Source organism: Methylobacterium sp. Leaf89 (genome assembly GCF_001422215.1).
Lineage (GTDB): Bacteria > Pseudomonadota > Alphaproteobacteria > Rhizobiales > Beijerinckiaceae > Methylobacterium.
Genome location: NZ_LMML01000028.1, coordinates 199,297 through 214,551, shown reverse-complemented (window position 1 = coordinate 214,551; position 15,255 = coordinate 199,297). Strand labels below are relative to the sequence as shown.

Sequence of the window (15,255 nt, the reverse complement as noted above, 5' to 3'; positions counted from 1 at the left end):
GGGGAGGCGGCGGTGGAATCGACGGCGAGCCGGGCGCCCGCCGCGTGCGCGAGGCGGGCGGCCTCGGCGATGTCGGTGACCGTCCAGAGCGGGTTGCCGGGGGTCTCGATCCAGACGAGCGTCGTGGTGCCGGGCCGGATCGCCCGTTCCAGGGCGGGCAGGTCGTCCATGTCGACGAAATCGACCGCGATCCGCCGGCGCGGCATCTCGGCGTTGAGCCAGCGCTTCAGGCCCCAGTACATCACCCGGGGCGCCACCACGTGGTCGCCGGGCTCCAGGGCCGTGAAGACGGCGGTGGCCGCCGCCATGCCGGAGCCGAACAGCAGGGCGCCGGCCGCCGCGTCCTCCAGCATCGCCAGCACGGCCTCCGCCTCCCGCACGGTGGCGTTGTCGGGGCGCGCGTAGGAGAAGCCCGAGCTGTAGCCGTTGTCGGGATCGCGCAGGAAGGTGGTCGCCACGTGCAGGGGTGCCACCACGGCCCGCGTCACCGGGTCGACATGGCCCAGGGCCTGGGCGGCGAGACTGCGCTTCGAGAACGCGGGCGCAGCATCCGAAGGCGGCTTCGGTGCGTTCGGTTCCGACATGGGGCGTGTTCGTCCGTCAGGGTTCTGTTGACCGGCCCGCGCCGACCGGTGCACGGACCCGCAGGCGCGGCGTCCTCTCCCTCTAAAGGTGAGAGAAATCTCGCCCAAGGCAAGGAATCCCGTTCGTCATGTCCCGTGCGCCCGCCTCGTCGCCGATCCACATTCCCACCGCGCCCGCCCTGGCCCTGCCCGGGCGGCTGGCGGCGGCGATCCTGCCGGTGGTGCTGACGGCCGTGCTCGGCTCGTCCGCCACCGGCCCGAACATCGACGGATGGTATGCCGGGCTGACGAAACCGGCCTTCAACCCGCCGAACTGGGCGTTCCCGGTGGCGTGGACGATCCTCTACGGGATGATCGCGCTCTCGGCCTTCCGGCTCCTCGGGGTGAAGCCGCGCACGGGTCCGAGCCAGGGGGCGTGGCGGCTGGCACTGGTCGCCTTCGCGGTGCAGCTCGCCCTCAACGCCGCCTGGACCCCGACCTTCTTCGCCGCGCACGCCCTCGGGGCGGCCCTGGTGGTCTCGGCCGCGATGTGGGTGATGATCCTCTGGACGATCCGCCTGTCCTGGCGCTTCGACCGGGCGGCGGCGGGGCTGCTGGTGCCCTACGCCGCCTGGGTCGGCTTCGCGACCGTGCTCACCGGCGCGATCTGGCGCCTGAACTGAGGCGAGGCCGGCTACTCGGCCGCCTCGACGAACACCGTCCCGGCGCGCGGGAGGTCGAGGGTGTCCCAGGTCTCGGCGAGCGCGGCCGTGAGCTTGGCGATGCGGGCATCGTCGTGGAAGGGCGAGGGCGTGATCCGCAGGCGCTCGGTGCCGCGCGGGACGGTGGGGTAGTTGATCGGCTGGATGTAGATGCCGTGATGCTCCAGCAGGTGGTCGGCCGCCGCCTTGCACAGCTCGGCGTCGCCCACCATCACGGGCACGATGTGGGTGTCGGTGTGCAGCACCGGCAGGCCGGCGGCCTCCAGGGCGGCCTTGGTGCGGGCGGCCTGGCGCTGGTGCGCCTCGCGCTCGGCGTTCGAGCGCTTGAGGTAGCGCACCGAAGCGATGGCGGCGGCGGCGATGGCCGGCGGCAGGGCGGTGGTGAAGATGAAGCCCGGGGCGTGGCTGCGGACCGCGTCGCACAGGACCGCGGACCCCGTGATGTAGCCGCCGACGCAGCCGAAGCCCTTGGCCAGCGTACCCTCGATCACGTCGACCCGGTGCATCACCCCGTCGCGCTCGGAGATGCCGCCGCCGCGCGGCCCGTAGAGGCCGACCGCGTGGACCTCGTCGAGGTAGGTCAGGGCGCCGTACCGGTCGGCGAGATCGCAGATCGCGCCGATGTCGGAGACGTCGCCGTCCATGGAATAGACGCTCTCGAAGGCGATCAGCTTCGGGCGGTCGCCCGCCGCGATCAGAAGCTCCTCGAGATGGGCCAGGTCGTTGTGGCGGAAGACGCGCTTCTCGCAACCGGAATGGCGTACGCCCTCGATCATCGAGTTGTGGTTGAAGGCGTCCGATAGGATCAGGCAGTTCGGGATCAGCTTGGCGATCGTCGAGATGCCGGCTTGGTTCGAGACGTAGCCCGAGGTGAAGACGAGGCCGGCCTCCTTGCCGTGCAGGTCGGCGAGCTCCCGCTCCAGGTCGACCAGCGGCGAATTGTTGCCGGCGATGTTGCGGGTGCCGCCGGCGCCGACGCCGCAGCGGGCCGCCGTGCGGGTCATGGCGCCGACCACGTCCGGATGCTGGCCCATGCCGAGGTAGTCGTTCGAGCACCAGACGGTGATCTCGGAGGTGCCGCCGTCGGGCTTGCGCCAATGCGCGGTCGGGAAGCGGCCGGCGATGCGCTCGATATCGGCGAACACCCGGTAGCGACGCTCGCCGTGCAGGCGATCCAGGGCCGTGCGGAAATGCGCCTCGTAGTCGGTCCGGCCCTGACCGATGGATCCCACAGACTTGGCCTCGCAGCCCGCTCCCTGGCCCGTTCCCTGCTTGGTGTCGCTGATCTTGATCGTCGCGGGCATGCGGTTCACGGGCATCCGTCCTTCACGCTTGGGCTGAGGGGCCGGCGGTGGGATCGCGGCCTCTGGCGGGATCGTTTCCACGCGGACCCTCGTGCGGGGGGCCCTTGATGCAATCGGTCTCGTTGACGAGCGTGGCGCCGACTCCGTGAAGGAGTTGCTGACGATGCTCGTCCTGACGCGGGTTTCCCCGACGTTCGGGTTTCCCCGACGCGATGGCGACGATACAGGTGAACTTGGAATTGGTTCAAGTCGACATCCGCATTCCTGCTTTGCATCCATCGACCAGGGCCTGCAAAGCCGACACGGTGACGTGGCGACGATGGGTCGCGCGGGCCGTGCCGGCCCCGACCCTTCGCCAGATGAATCCGACGAGACCTTAGAACCCGACAAGATCTCGAACCCGATAAGACCCTGGAACCCGATTGAGACCATGGAACGCGCCGGGACCATGCGAGCCCTGAAACCGGATCGCCGCCGCATCCGATCCCAGCCTGACCCGATTTCCGCGCCATGACGGACGACGAGACCGGACCCGACGGGAAGGGGTCTCCCGAAACCTCTGCTAAGGCGCCGCCCAAGAGCGCCGCCGAGCAGCGGGCCGAGCGCCTGAAGGCTGCCCTGCGCGACAACCTGCGCCGTCGCAAGGCACAGGTGCGCGGGCGTTCGCTCGGCTCCGGACCCGACGAAACACCCGGGTCCGGCGGCGAAGCCTAATCGGGCGCCCCGAACCTCCTTTTCGACAAAACTTGGCTATAACGGTGCTGTTTCCACGGGGGCGGCTCGCGTCCCGCCAGGTTTCACGTTCGATTTCTCCGGCCCGCGGCGCGGCCTGCGCCCCCGGCGGGCAAGATTTTAGGCAAGGTTGTAGAGACGATGGACCGCATCAACATCATCGGCGGCCGCCCGCTGCACGGCGTGATCCCGATCTCGGGCGCCAAGAACGCCGCGCTGCCCCTGATGATCGCCAGCCTGATGACCGGCGAGACCCTGGAACTCGGCAACGTGCCGCGGCTCGCCGACATCAACGCGCTGCTGCGCATCCTCGGCAATCACGGCGTCGACCACATGGTGGTGGGCAAGCGCCCGGGCCAGACCACCGAGACCGGCCAGACCATCCGCCTCACCGCCTCCAACGTCATCGACACCACGGCGCCCTACGAGCTGGTCTCGACCATGCGGGCGAGCTTCTGGGTGATCGCGCCGCTGCTCGCCCGCTTCGGCGAGGCCCGGGTCTCGATGCCCGGCGGCTGCGCCATCGGGACGCGCCCGGTCGACCTGCTGCTGATGGCGCTGGAGCGCCTCGGCGCCACCGTCGAGGTCGATGGCGGCTACGTCGTCGCGAAGGCCAAGAACGGCCTGCGCGGGGGCGAGATCCACTTCCCCAAGGTGACGGTGGGGGGTACCCACGTGGCGCTGATGGGGGCGGCCCTGGCCAACGGCTCGACCCTGATCGAGAACGCCGCCCGCGAGCCCGAGGTCGTCGATCTCGCCGCCTGCCTCACCAAGATGGGCGCCCGCATCGAGGGGGCCGGTACGCCGCGCATCACCGTCGAGGGCGTCTCGCGCCTGCACGGCGCCCGCCACGACGTGCTGCCCGACCGCATCGAGACCGGCACCTACGCCATGGCGGTGGCCATGACCGGCGGCGACGTGACCCTGGAGAACACCCGTGCGGACCTGCTGCACGCGGCCCTCGACGTGCTGGCGACCACGGGCGCCGAGATCACCACGGGCACCGATACCATCCGCATCCGCCGCAACGGCGGGGGCATCGCCGCGGTCGACATCACCACCGACCCGTTCCCCGGCTTCCCCACCGACCTGCAGGCGCAGTTCATGGCGCTGATGACGCTGGCCAAGGGCCAGTCCAACATCCGCGAGACGATCTTCGAGAACCGCTTCATGCACGTGCAGGAGTTGGCCCGCCTCGGCGCCCGGATCCGGCTCGAGGGCGACCTCGCCATCGTCGAGGGCGTCGAGCGCCTGAAGGGCGCGCCCGTGATGGCCACGGACCTCCGCGCCTCCGTCTCCCTCGTCATCGCGGGCCTGGCGGCCGAGGGCGAGACCAGCATCAACCGGGTCTACCACCTCGACCGCGGCTTCGAGGCCCTGGAGGCCAAGCTCGCCCGCTGCGGCGCCGAGATCACCCGCGTCCGCAGTTGACGGGACCCGCCCGCCGCCCGCTCCGGGCGGCGGGCGGGTCGGATCAGCCGCCGATCTCGCCGTGCTTGCGACCGAAACCGGGAATGTCGCAGCCGCAGCGCGAGCCGTAGGGCTGCGGGCGGGTGATGCAGTTGCCACGCTGGGTCAGGCAGAGGCGTCCGAATCCGCCGCCGTAGCCATGGGGGCGCCGGTCGTACCGGTCCTCGTCGTAGCGCCGGCGCTCGTAGCGATCCTCGTCGTAGCGGCGCTCGAAGCGATGGGGACGATCGTCGTCGCCGTAATACTGCGCCCGCGCTTCGAAAGCACCGAGGCCGGTGCCGAGCGTCGCCGCGGTGGCGAGGGCGAGAATCGCGGTCCTGATGGTCTTTGACGTCATGGCCTTGCGTGTCATGGCTGCATCCCCTCGGAAGTGGCGCTCGATCTAGCGACCCCGGGCTGAACGCTCCCTGAGGGCATGCGGCGATCGGGGAGGCGCATCTCAGCCCAGGAACCGGGTGACCAGGCGCACCGCCGGGAGCACCGCCCGGGCCAGCCGGATCTGGCCGGGCAGCTGCCGAGGCCCGAGCGGCCGGTGGACGAGGCGCGGACTGGCGCGCTCGGCCTCGGCCACCGCGTGGCCCGCCAGGGGATGGGCCGCGACGCGGACGGCATCCGCCTCGGTGATCCGCAGGGCCCGGGCCCAGCCACGCTCGGTGCCGAGCCGGCCCGCCGCGTGCAGGCGGCGCAGGCGCCGCCGCCAAGCGTAGCGGAAGAGCGCCCGCGGCACCGGTTCGAGGCGGGCGTCGCACAGGCTGTCGGGCTTCTCGCAGCGCGCCCGGATGGTGTCGGCGACGCCGCCCGGGGCCCGGCCCACGAGGCGCCCCGAGACCGTGACCAGGATGGCCGGGTCGTGCCGGACATGCAGCCCCTGCGCGAGCAGCAGCGCCACGAACGCGCCGTCTTCGCCGAGCGCGATCGCCGGCATGCCCCCCACCGCCCGATAGGCCGCGAGGCTGACGCTCAGGGTGGCGCCGATGGTGGTGCGGTGGCAGGGCCAGGGATCGTGCGGATCGGGGTCGATGCGCGCCTCCGCCTCGGTGAGGAGGTCGCTGTAGAGATCCTCCCGCTCGCCGCGCCAGTGCAGGGAGGGCGGCAGCAGGGCGCGCTCGTCCGAATCGAGCGCGATGCGGCCGGCCACCGCGTCGGCGCCCCGGTCGAGGGCGGCCCGGTTGCGTGCGACCCAGTCCGACGGAACCCGGCTGTCGGCGTCGGTCGAGAGGATCATGCCGTCCCCGCCGAGCCAGTCGGCCGCCCGGTTCATCGCCTCGCGCCGGGCCCAGCCCGCATGGGCGCCGGCATACGTGACGTGGGTGACCCGGACCGGCACCGACATCCGCGGCGCGAGATCGGCCACGATCGCCTCGGTGGCGTCGGTGCAGTTGTTGAGAAACAGCACGACGCCGAGACTCCCCGGCGGGATCCCCGTCTGGGCGTCGATCGCGCGCAGGCAGGCCGCGATGCGCTCGGCCTCGTTGCGCACCGGGATGGCGACGATCGCGCCGGGCGCGGCCAGGGCGGGACCGGTGGATCTGGCCGAGGTCTCGGCTTGGCCCGGGGACTCGGCTTGGCCCGGGGACTCGGCTTGGCCCGGGGACTCGGCTTGGCCCGGGGAGCCGGCGGCTTCGGTGAGAGGGGGAAGAGACACGGTGCGAACTCCGTTCGCCGGTGCCGACACGGAGCCGGCGCAGCGACGCGTCCCTAGCAGGTCCGGCAAGCGGGACAATGGCGGAGTTCGCCCCCGCCTGTTGCCGTGGGCGGGTCCCCTCGCTACCTACGGCTCCCATACCGCGAACGGCCGAGCCCGCACCGGGCCGGCCCGCCGACAAGAGCGCGACATCCGATCATGGAGCTTCTCAGGCTCGCCGCCCTCGACGCCGAAGATCTGGGCGTCATCTCCGCCCACCTGCAGGACGCGATCCTGAAGGGGAGCGACCTCGCCTATCTGGGCGCGCAGCATCGGTTCGTCCTGGTGGCGCGCCGCTTCGACTGGTCGGCGGAGGACGGTGCGCCGCCGCGCCGGCGCCTGACGGGCATCCATTTCGAACGGGTGCTGAAGGTGCGCACGCGCGGCATCACGCCCGGCGCGGATGCCGAGACGCCCCTCGAACTCCTCGCCGTCACCTTCGCGCCGACCGAGGCGCCGTCCGGCATCGCCACCCTGGTCTTCGCCGGCGGCGCGGCGATCCAGCTCGAACTCGAATGCATCGAGGTCCAGTTGAAGGATCTCGGCCCGGTCTGGGAGGTCGAGGGGCGCCCCGACCACGAGGCCGTGGTCGCCGGGCGCGCCGCCATCGCGGGCGACGCCCGAGAAGGAAACACCTGATGGTCCGCCTCGATTCCCGCGACGAAGACTTCGCCGAAGCCTTCGCGCGCCTGCTCAGCGTCAAGCGTGAGATCTCCGAGGATGTCGACGAGACCGTGCGCGGCATCATCGCGGGCGTGGTCGCGGGCGGCGACGCGGCGCTGGTCGACTACACCCGCCGCTTCGACCGGCTCGGCGAGGATTTCACCGTCGCGTCGCTGCGCGTCACCCCGGCCGAGATCGAGGCCGCCGTCGCGGCCTGCCCGCCCGACGCCCTGGAGGCCCTGCGCTTCGCCGCCGCCCGGATCGAGGCGTTCCACGCCGCCCAGGTGCCCGCCGACCACAGCGCCACCGACAGCCTGGGGGTCACCGCCGGCTGGCGCTGGACGGCGCTGGAATCGGTCGGCCTCTACGTACCCGGCGGCACCGCGAGCTATCCCTCCTCGGTGCTCATGAACGCCATTCCGGCCCGCGTCGCCGGGGTGCCGCGCGTCGTCATGGTGGTGCCGATGCCGGAGGGCACGATGAACCCGCTGGTGCTCGCCGCCGCGCAGCTCGCCGGCGTCGACGAGGTCTACCGGGTGGGCGGCGCCCAGGCGGTGGCGGCGCTGGCCTACGGCACCGAGACGATCGCACCGGTGGCCAAGATCGTAGGGCCCGGCAACGCCTGGGTGGCCGCGGCCAAGCGCCGGGTGTTCGGGCAGGTCGGCATCGACATGATCGCCGGCCCCTCCGAGGTGCTGATCCTGGCCGACGCCCATGCCAATCCCGACTGGGTGGCGGCGGACCTCCTGGCCCAGGCCGAGCACGACACGGCGGCCCAATCCATCCTGATCACGGATTCCGAAGCGCTGGCCGGCGACGTGGCCGAGGCGGTGGAACGGGCGCTCGGCACCCTGCCGCGGGCCGACATCGCCCGGGCGAGCTGGCGCGACTACGGCGCCATCGTGATGGTGCGGGACTTCGACGAGGCGGTGCCGCTGGTGGATCGCCTCGCCCCCGAGCACCTGGAGATCGAGACGCGGGACGCCGAGGGGCTCGCCGCCAAGGTCCGCAACGCCGGCGCGATCTTCCTCGGCTCGCACACGCCGGAGGCCATCGGCGACTATGTCGGCGGCCCCAACCACGTCCTGCCCACCGCCCGCTCGGCGCGGTTCTCCTCCGGGCTCGGCGTGCTCGATTTCATGAAGCGCACCACGATCCTGCGCTGCGACCCGGCGGCCCTCCGGGCGCTGGGCCCCGCGGCCATCGCCCTCGGACGGTCGGAGGGCCTGGAGGGCCACGCCCGCTCGGTGGCGATCCGCCTGAACCTGTGAGGGCCTGATGTCCGGCGCGGCCAATTCGAGCGAAGCGAAATCCCGGGACGCCGAGGCGGCGGACGCCAAGGCGGCGGACGTGAAGGCGGGGGAGGCGAAGTCGCCGCATCGCCTCGCGGTGGTGACCCTCGACGAGGAGTCGATCGGGCGGGGCAACCCGGACCAGGAGCACGAGCGCGCCATCGCGATCTTCGACATCCTGGAGGACAACAGCTTCACGGTTCCCGGCCGCGAGGGGCCCTACGCCCTCACGCTCGGGCTCGTGGAAAGCAAGCTCGCCCTCGTCATCAAGCGCGCGGACGGCGACCCGGTGATGACCCACCTCCTGTCGCTGACCCCGTTCCGCCGGGTGATCCGCGACTACGAGATGATCTGCGAGAGCTACTACAACGCCATCCGCACCGCCTCGCCGACCCAGATCGAGGCGATCGACATGGGCCGGCGCGGCCTGCACAACGAGGCGTCCGACCTGCTGCGCCAGCGCCTCGAGGGCAAGGTCGACCTCGACCACGACACCGCGCGCCGCCTCTTCACTCTGGTCTTCGCCTTGCACTGGAAGGCCTGAGCCGCGACCCCTCTCGAAGCGCGAGGCTGAGAAGAAGACCGGATGGCGGACGCGACCGGCCCGAAGAAGACGCGCGTGCAGTCGGCCCTGTTCATGTGCAACTTCAACGCCGTGCGCTCGCTCGCGGCGGAGGCCATCGCGCGCCACTACTTCGGCAAGTCGATCTACGTGCAGTCGGCTGGCGTCCGCTCCGGCGAGCCCGCCGACCCGTTCATGGTGGCGGCCCTCGACGAGATCGGCATCGACGCGACGCGCCACAAGCCGCGCACCCTGGCCCAGCTCGAGGAGTGGGAGGGCCTGAACTTCGACCTCATCGTCACCCTGGCGCCCGAAGCCCACCACGCCGCCCTGGAGCTGACCCGCACCAACGCGGTCGAGGTCGAGTACTGGCCGACCCCCGACCCGACCCACATCCAGGACGGCACCCGCGAGCAGCGCCTCGACGCCTACCGCGACGTCCGCGACGGTCTGGTCTACCGGATCAAGATGCGGCTGAAGGGCTGAGCCGGGCCGCCGAAATACGATGGCCTGCGGACTGGACTGCGCATTTCAAACGACGAAGATCCGTGCGGATTTCCATAGCGGCGCCCAGCGCCGTCGCGTACGGTCGACCCGATGCTGGAGCGCATGACATCGTCGGCTGCCCCCGAAGCGCCCCCTCTCGGGATCGGGTACTATACCGTTCCCGAGGCGGCACGGCTCGTCCGCATGCCGGGGATCACCATCCGGCGCTGGCTCGGCGGCTATGCGTTCACTTCGGGCGGCACGTCCCGCCGCATGCCGCCCCTCTGGTTGCCCGAGTTGGCAACGAGCGACGCCCACCTCGAACTTGGCTTCCGGGACCTCATTGAACTTCGCTTCGTCCACGCGTTCGCGGAAGAAGGTGTCGATCTGCGGATCATCCGGAGCTGCCTGGAGCGTGCCCGCGAGGCCGTGCAGGACCCGCGCCCATTCTCGACACGGCGCTTCCGGACGGACGGACGGACGATCTTCCTCGACACCCTCAAGGCAACCGGCGAGAGCGAACTCCTGGATCTGAAACGGGGCCAGTTCGTCATCAAGTCCGTCATCGAGCGGACGTTCAAGGATCTCGACCTCGACAATGAGGTCGTCGCTCGGTGGCGGCCATTTCGGGGCAAGGACACCATCGTGATCGACCCGCAGCGCGCGTTCGGGCAGCCGATCGCCGCGGCATACGGCGTCCCGACGGTCGCCTTGGCCGAGGCCGTGACGTCGGAAGGATCGGTGGAGCGCGTGTCGCGCCTCTACGAGATCCCGTCCGCGATCGTCCGGGACGCCGTTCGCTTCGAAGCCGATCTGCAGGCCGCGTGAAGATCGTCGTCGACGAAAACCTTCCGCCCGCCCTCGCCCGTGCCCTTCACGCCCTGTTCGCCGGTGAGCACGACATCATCCATATTCGGGATCGCTATGGGCCCGGGGTGAGAGACCTGCAGTGGATCTTTGAACTCGGACACGAAGGACGCTGGGTCGTCCTCTCGGCCGATCGCAGAATCAGGAAGAACAGGTCCGAATTCCAGGCCTTCCGGACCTCCCGACTGATCGGCTTCTTCCTGTCTGCGGGCCTGAACAAGGCACCGCTGGTGAAGAAAGCCGAGCGCATCCTGGCCCTCTGGGATGACATCGTCACCTTCGGCGAACGCAGCGCGGCGGGGTCCATGTACGAACTGCCGCCGACGAGCCATCGAATTCGGACGCTCTGACCGCCTTCCGCGTGAGCCGAACCCATCGACGAAATCCCCGCGCGCGCGTCGCGTTCCGCCAGAACAGTCCGGACCGAAAGGCCTTCGTCGATCAGGACGAGCGAGCGCCCGGCCTGCACGGCAGCAGACGTCGGGGGAACGCGGCGGTCATGGCCTCCAACTGGAATCAGTGCCACGTGGGCTGAGCCGCCGGAGCGACGTCACTGGGCCGTAGCTCTTCTCCCGGATGCGGGCGACGGCCTCGGCGAGGGGCTCCACCGCCACCGCCATGTGGTGGCCGTTGGCGTGGATGAGGCGGGCGGCGTCGAGCATCAGCCCGACATGGCCGCGCCAGAACACGAGATCGCCGCGCCGCAGACCCTCGAAGTCCGGGGGCAGGGCCTCGCCGAGCCCGCGCTCCTGCTGGTCGGCGTCCCGCGGCGCCAGGATCCCGGCCTGCGCGAGGCAGAGCTGGACGAGGCCCGAACAGTCGAGGCCGAGACTGGTGCGCCCACCCCAGAGATAGGGCGTGCCGACGAGGCGTTCGGCGGTGGCGGCGTAATCGGGTTCGACGGCGTCGAGGGGCGCGCAGTGGCCGGCAAAGACGTAGCCACTCGCGATCCGGAGATAGTCGCCCCGGGTCTCCGTCGGTCGGAGGCGGGCGCCCAGGGTCAGCCAGCCGCTGGCGGGCTGCTTCAGGTCGGGGCCCGGATAGAGGAAGCTGCGCAGGGCGGTGACGCGGTGCGTCGGCGCCTGCGCGGGGCCGAGGGCCGCCTCGGGGAGGTAGCCGACATAGCCGTCATGGGCGAACTGGACGAAGACGAAGCCCTCCTCGGCGCCGTAGGCGGTCACCGCGTCCCCCATCACCGCCTCGGTCTCGAGACCGGCATCGAAGCGGGGCGTCCGGCGCAAGGGGGCCGAGGGTACGACCACCGCGCGGGTCTCGCCCACGACGTAGCGTTCGGCCGCCACATGGCCGCGCAGGCGCACATCGGCAATCTCGGGCCGGGCCGGAACGAGACGCGCGTCGGAGAGATCGAACAGAGAATCCGCCATAGCCCCCACTCTCATGGCCCCGACTATCGACGCTCGCCGACCGCATCGCAACAGCCCGGACGCGTCCCGAGGGGACGCGGCATTTCGACGCCTGGCCCTGCCCATTCGGCCGGCAGGGCGCTTCTCCTCCAGGCAGGTCCCTTCAACGGCTCGCCGAAGGCGCTGATCGAGAATCCATCACGCCCCCGCGATGCATCGGACGCGCGGCTCGCCCCGAATGTGTGCACTGCACAAACGCTAAGATCGCGCGTATGGTCCGGTGATGCCCCAAGCGAGTCGCGCCGTGAAGAAGCCCTCGAAGTCCTTCCAGGATCTCCCGCCGATCCGCGTGCGGCGCGAGCCGCCGACCATCCCGGAGGCCGTCGCCGCGGCCCAGGACCTCGCCGACGACATCGAGCAGCAGGTGGAGATCGCCGCCGGCCTCATCGGCCTGCCGCCGGAGGCGGTGCGCGAGCACGTGGTCGCCGCCGCCAAGGTCCGGTCCGAGGCCAAGCCCGATCGGATCTCCGAGCGGATGCCGGAGCGCATCTTCACCGCCGCCAGCCCGAGCCGGGCACCGCGCACCGTCATCGTCGAGCGCCGGACCCGGCCGCCGGTGGTGGTCGAGCGGCGCGGGCGACCGCCGATCGGGCGCCCCTGACCGGAGGGCCGGCTTTCCGCCGGCCCCCGGGTCTTTCGCCGCTCGACCAGTCCAGGGGACCCTACCAGTCCAAAGTCTTGCCGGTGTAGTCGAGATAGGCCGTGCCGCTCTGTCCGAGCCGGGCCGCGATCACGTCGGCCATGCCGGTGACGCTGGTGGCGACGTCGATGTCGGCATCGGCCCCGCCCATCTCGGTGCGGACCCAGCCCGGATGCAGCAGCAGCACGCCGAAGCCGGCCTCCCGGTGGCGGATCTCGAAGCTGCGCACCAGGGTGTTGAGGGCGGCCTTGCTCGCCCGATAGTTCTCCCAGCCGCCGGATTCGTTGAGGCCGACGCTGCCGAGGATCGAGCTCATGAAGGCGACGAGGCCCTTCGGCGCCAGCCGGTCGAGGAAGGCCTCGGCGAAACGCACCGGGCTGATCGCATTGGTCAGGTAGACCTGGGCGGCGACGTCGCGTGGCACCAGATGCAGCGGCTCGTGGGCCTGAGTCGCCACGCCCGCCACCACGAAGATCAGGTCGAAGCTCTGGCCCGCCAGGCGGTCGTGCAGGGTGGACACCGCGCGATCGTCGTCGATGTCGGCCGTCTCGACCGTGAGGGCGTCGGAGGCCAGCGCGGCGAGGCCCGGAGAGGCCGAGCGCTGCGTCGCGGTCACCCGCCACCCGCGTTGGAGGAAGGTCTCGACGAGGCCGAGCCCGAGGCCGCGCGAGGCCCCGACGATGAGCGCGTTCTTCTGGGATGCCATGGTGATCCGTGTCCCTGGTTCGCGGAAGGGGTTCGTGAAGGGCTTGGCGCCCGGGGGCAGCGCCGCCCTCCCCTGTCCGGGGAGGTTGGACGAAGGCGCCCGTCCGGCAATCCGGGCCGCCGGCGCCGAGGTGCGCGGGCGCACCCGCGCGGGCCTCAATCCGCCGTCTGCACCGACCAGGTCGCGTGCTCGATCCCGGGCATCCGCGCGAGGCCCGCCACCACGGCGTCGAGTTCGGCGCCGGCCACCGCCGTCGCCACCAGGGTCGCCACCACCTCGACGGTGTCCTCGCCCCGCTCCACCACCTCGATCCCGCCGACGGGGTACTGCGCCGCCTCCAGGCGCTCCACCAGGAGGTCGCGGGCCGGGCCGGCGCCGTCCGCCTGCACCGTCACCTGCACCTCGTAGGTCGCCTCGGTCTGGCTCTCGTCGATGGGCGAGCGGTTGATGGCGTTGACGAGGGGTCGCAGCAGGGTGTTGCCGGCGAGCACCGCGGCGGTGACGAAGGCCGCCTCCAGGGGAAAGTCGGCGCCCGCGAAAGCGCCCACGGCGGCCGAGCACCAGAGGGTCGCGGCGGTGTTGAGGCCGCGGACGTTCATGCCCTCCTTCATGATCACGCCGGCGCCGAGGAAGCCGACGCCCGAGATCACGTAGGCCACCGTGCGGGTGCCGCCGGGCGCCCCTTCGAGGCGCATGCCGAGGTCGACGAAGGCGGCCGCCCCCACCGCCACCAGGACGTTGGTCCGCAGGCCGGCCGTGCGCTGCCGGTACTGGCGCTCGGCCCCGATCAGGGTGCCGAGCCCGAAGGCGACGAGGAGGCTGATCGCCGAATTGACGGCTTCGGGCATCGGCCCGGACAGGAAGGGGATCATCGTCCTGCCCTGACGCGGTCCCGTGACGGGACCATGACGGCGCGACCGGGATCAGGCCTGCGGGTAGTCGGAGATGCCGCCATGCGCCGCCGACCACTTGGCGGGCTCGTGCAGGAAGCTCTCCACCTCGGCGAGGACCTTCGGGTCGAAGTGGCCGCTCTCCTTGGCCACCGCCAGCACGTCCCACCAGGTGGTGAGGTAGTGCAGCTGGACGCCGAGGTCGGCCATGAGTTCGCGGCTGTTGGGGAAGATGTCGTAGAAGAACATCACGAAGCAGTGGTCGACCTGGGCGCCGGCATCGCGCAGGGCCTTGCAGAACAGCGCCTTGCTGCGCCCGTCGGTGGCGAGATCCTCCACCAGCAGGGTCCGGGCGCCCTCCACCACCTCGCCCTCGATCTGGGCGTTGCGGCCGAAGCCCTTGGGCTTCTTGCGCACGTACTGCATCGGCAGCATCAGCCGGTCGGAGATCCAGGCCGCGAAGGGGATGCCGGCCGTCTCGCCGCCGGCCACGTGGGTGATCGACTCGTAGCCGATGTCGCGCACGATGGTGGCGGCGGCGAAGTCGTTCAGGGTGGAGCGCAGGCGCGGATACGAGATGATCTTGCGGCAGTCGATGTAGACCGGGCTCGCCCAGCCCGAGGTGAAGGTGAAGGGCGTCTCCTGGTAGAAGTGCACCGCCTTGATCTCGAGGAGCATCTTGGCCGCCTCGCGGGCGATCACGGCGCGGTCGATCGGCAGGAAGGAGGTCGTCATGCGCGGGTTCGCTCTCGTGCGGGCGGCGGCCGCGGTCCCGTCCCGCCTCCGGGAGGGGCCGCGCATCCGTCTGAAGGGTTGCGTTCTCCTTCCCGCCAACCGCCAGGGGCGTCAACCCTGGAGATCGCCTGGAGATGGGCGCGCCCCCGCAGGCCCCTCAGGCCGCCTTCACGTCGGCGAGGAATCCGCCGACCGCGCGGGTCAGAGTCTCGGAGTGCCGGGCGAGCTCCTGGGCGGCGCTGAGCACCTGCGAGGCGGCCGCCCCCGTCTGGCCGGCGCCGTCGCGCACGCCGGCGATGTTGGTGGTCACCTCCTCGGTGCCGCGCGCCGCCTCCTGCACGTTGCGGGTGATCTCCTGGGTCGCGGCCCCCTGCTCCTCCATGGCGGCGGCGATCGAGGCGGCGGTGCTCGACATCTCGCCGATGATCCGGCCGATGGTCTCGATGTCGGTGATGGCCTCCTGGGTCGCGGTGCGGATCTCGGTGATGCGCTCGCCGATCTCGCCCGTGGCCTTG

General features: G+C 71.3%; 19 protein-coding genes and 1 pseudogene. 11 read left to right on the top strand and 9 right to left on the bottom strand.

Features of this window, described 5'->3' with window-relative positions:
* On the bottom strand, window positions 1-584 hold a 584-nt coding region (locus tag ASF18_RS24725; protein WP_244472683.1), incomplete at its 3' end, for an aminotransferase class I/II-fold pyridoxal phosphate-dependent enzyme.
* 128 nt (window positions 585-712) lie between these two features.
* On the opposite strand from ASF18_RS24725, the gene ASF18_RS12275 reads away from it, so the two are divergent.
* Window positions 713-1,246 carry a TspO/MBR family protein gene (locus ASF18_RS12275; RefSeq protein ID WP_056218624.1) on the top strand — a complete coding sequence of 178 codons (534 nt, stop codon included), beginning with the start codon at window positions 713-715 and terminating at the stop codon, window positions 1,244-1,246.
* A gap of 11 nt (window positions 1,247-1,257) precedes the next feature.
* Here ASF18_RS12275 and hemA read toward each other — a convergent pair whose 3' ends face one another.
* Window positions 1,258-2,604: a 5-aminolevulinate synthase gene (gene hemA, locus ASF18_RS12270; protein WP_056276278.1), complete on the bottom strand. Its 1,347-nt coding sequence runs from the start codon at window positions 2,602-2,604 to the stop codon at window positions 1,258-1,260.
* Window positions 2,605-2,752: 148 nt separating this feature from the next.
* Between hemA and ASF18_RS23695 the strand changes: the two genes are divergently transcribed.
* The 3 genes from ASF18_RS23695 to murA all read left to right on the top strand — a co-directional run bounded on the left by ASF18_RS23695 (window position 2,753) and on the right by murA (window position 4,752).
* A complete protein-coding gene (locus tag ASF18_RS23695) occupies window positions 2,753-3,103 on the top strand; it encodes a hypothetical protein (RefSeq protein WP_156649788.1) in 351 nt (116 codons plus the stop codon).
* Window positions 3,100-3,303: a hypothetical protein gene (locus ASF18_RS12265; protein ID WP_056351916.1), complete on the top strand. Its 204-nt coding sequence runs from the start codon at window positions 3,100-3,102 to the stop codon at window positions 3,301-3,303. The genes ASF18_RS23695 and ASF18_RS12265 overlap by 4 nt, the downstream gene beginning before the upstream one ends.
* A gap of 159 nt (window positions 3,304-3,462) precedes the next feature.
* A complete protein-coding gene (gene murA, locus ASF18_RS12260) occupies window positions 3,463-4,752 on the top strand; it encodes a UDP-N-acetylglucosamine 1-carboxyvinyltransferase (RefSeq protein ID WP_056218613.1) in 1,290 nt (429 codons plus the stop codon).
* Window positions 4,753-4,795: 43 nt separating this feature from the next.
* Here murA and ASF18_RS12255 read toward each other — a convergent pair whose 3' ends face one another.
* Entirely contained in the window at window positions 4,796-5,143 is a 348-nt protein-coding gene (locus tag ASF18_RS12255) for a hypothetical protein (RefSeq protein WP_244472682.1), read from the bottom strand.
* 87 nt (window positions 5,144-5,230) lie between these two features.
* Window positions 5,231-6,304 carry a glycosyltransferase family A protein gene (locus ASF18_RS12250; protein WP_082487572.1) on the bottom strand — a complete coding sequence of 358 codons (1,074 nt, stop codon included), beginning with the start codon at window positions 6,302-6,304 and terminating at the stop codon, window positions 5,231-5,233.
* Between the two features lie 330 nt (window positions 6,305-6,634).
* Here ASF18_RS12250 and ASF18_RS12245 point away from each other — a divergent pair, with 330 nt between their 5' ends.
* The 6 genes from ASF18_RS12245 to ASF18_RS12220 all read left to right on the top strand — a co-directional run bounded on the left by ASF18_RS12245 (window position 6,635) and on the right by ASF18_RS12220 (window position 10,695).
* Window positions 6,635-7,114, top strand: a complete 480-nt coding sequence (locus ASF18_RS12245) for a DUF2948 family protein (protein ID WP_056218609.1) — start codon at window positions 6,635-6,637, stop codon at window positions 7,112-7,114.
* The gene (gene hisD, locus ASF18_RS12240) at window positions 7,114-8,409 is read left to right on the top strand and encodes a histidinol dehydrogenase (protein ID WP_056351914.1); all 1,296 of its coding nucleotides are present in this window, start codon (window positions 7,114-7,116) and stop codon (window positions 8,407-8,409) included. Before ASF18_RS12245 ends, hisD begins: the two co-directional genes overlap by 1 nt.
* 7 nt (window positions 8,410-8,416) lie before the next feature.
* Entirely contained in the window at window positions 8,417-8,974 is a 558-nt protein-coding gene (locus ASF18_RS12235) for a UPF0262 family protein (protein ID WP_082487453.1), read from the top strand.
* A gap of 42 nt (window positions 8,975-9,016) precedes the next feature.
* Window positions 9,017-9,478 carry a low molecular weight phosphatase family protein gene (locus tag ASF18_RS12230; RefSeq protein ID WP_056276291.1) on the top strand — a complete coding sequence of 154 codons (462 nt, stop codon included), beginning with the start codon at window positions 9,017-9,019 and terminating at the stop codon, window positions 9,476-9,478.
* Between the two features lie 123 nt (window positions 9,479-9,601).
* Entirely contained in the window at window positions 9,602-10,306 is a 705-nt protein-coding gene (locus ASF18_RS12225) for a hypothetical protein (RefSeq protein ID WP_056276701.1), read from the top strand.
* Window positions 10,303-10,695: a DUF5615 family PIN-like protein gene (locus ASF18_RS12220; protein WP_056276294.1), complete on the top strand. Its 393-nt coding sequence runs from the start codon at window positions 10,303-10,305 to the stop codon at window positions 10,693-10,695. Before ASF18_RS12225 ends, ASF18_RS12220 begins: the two co-directional genes overlap by 4 nt.
* A gap of 147 nt (window positions 10,696-10,842) precedes the next feature.
* On the opposite strand, the gene ASF18_RS12215 is transcribed toward ASF18_RS12220, so the two are convergent.
* Window positions 10,843-11,730, bottom strand: a complete 888-nt coding sequence (locus ASF18_RS12215) for a C40 family peptidase (protein WP_200917580.1) — start codon at window positions 11,728-11,730, stop codon at window positions 10,843-10,845.
* Window positions 11,731-12,013: 283 nt separating this feature from the next.
* Between ASF18_RS12215 and ASF18_RS12210 the strand changes: the two genes are divergently transcribed.
* Entirely contained in the window at window positions 12,014-12,370 is a 357-nt protein-coding gene (locus tag ASF18_RS12210; protein ID WP_244472681.1) for a hypothetical protein, read from the top strand.
* A 61-nt stretch (window positions 12,371-12,431) separates the two neighbouring features.
* On the opposite strand, the gene ASF18_RS12205 is transcribed toward ASF18_RS12210, so the two are convergent.
* The 4 genes and pseudogenes from ASF18_RS12205 to ASF18_RS24720 form a co-directional block, all read right to left on the bottom strand.
* Window positions 12,432-13,115, bottom strand: a complete 684-nt coding sequence (locus ASF18_RS12205) for an SDR family oxidoreductase (RefSeq protein ID WP_056351910.1) — start codon at window positions 13,113-13,115, stop codon at window positions 12,432-12,434.
* Window positions 13,116-13,270: 155 nt separating this feature from the next.
* Window positions 13,271-13,987: an MgtC/SapB family protein gene (locus tag ASF18_RS12200; protein WP_056351906.1), complete on the bottom strand. Its 717-nt coding sequence runs from the start codon at window positions 13,985-13,987 to the stop codon at window positions 13,271-13,273.
* 51 nt (window positions 13,988-14,038) lie between these two features.
* On the bottom strand, window positions 14,039-14,740 hold the full coding sequence (locus tag ASF18_RS12195) for an orotate phosphoribosyltransferase (protein WP_056351904.1): 702 nt from the start codon (window positions 14,738-14,740) through the stop codon (window positions 14,039-14,041).
* 157 nt (window positions 14,741-14,897) lie between these two features.
* Window positions 14,898-15,255, bottom strand: a pseudogene (locus ASF18_RS24720) (methyl-accepting chemotaxis protein); the annotation flags it as partial.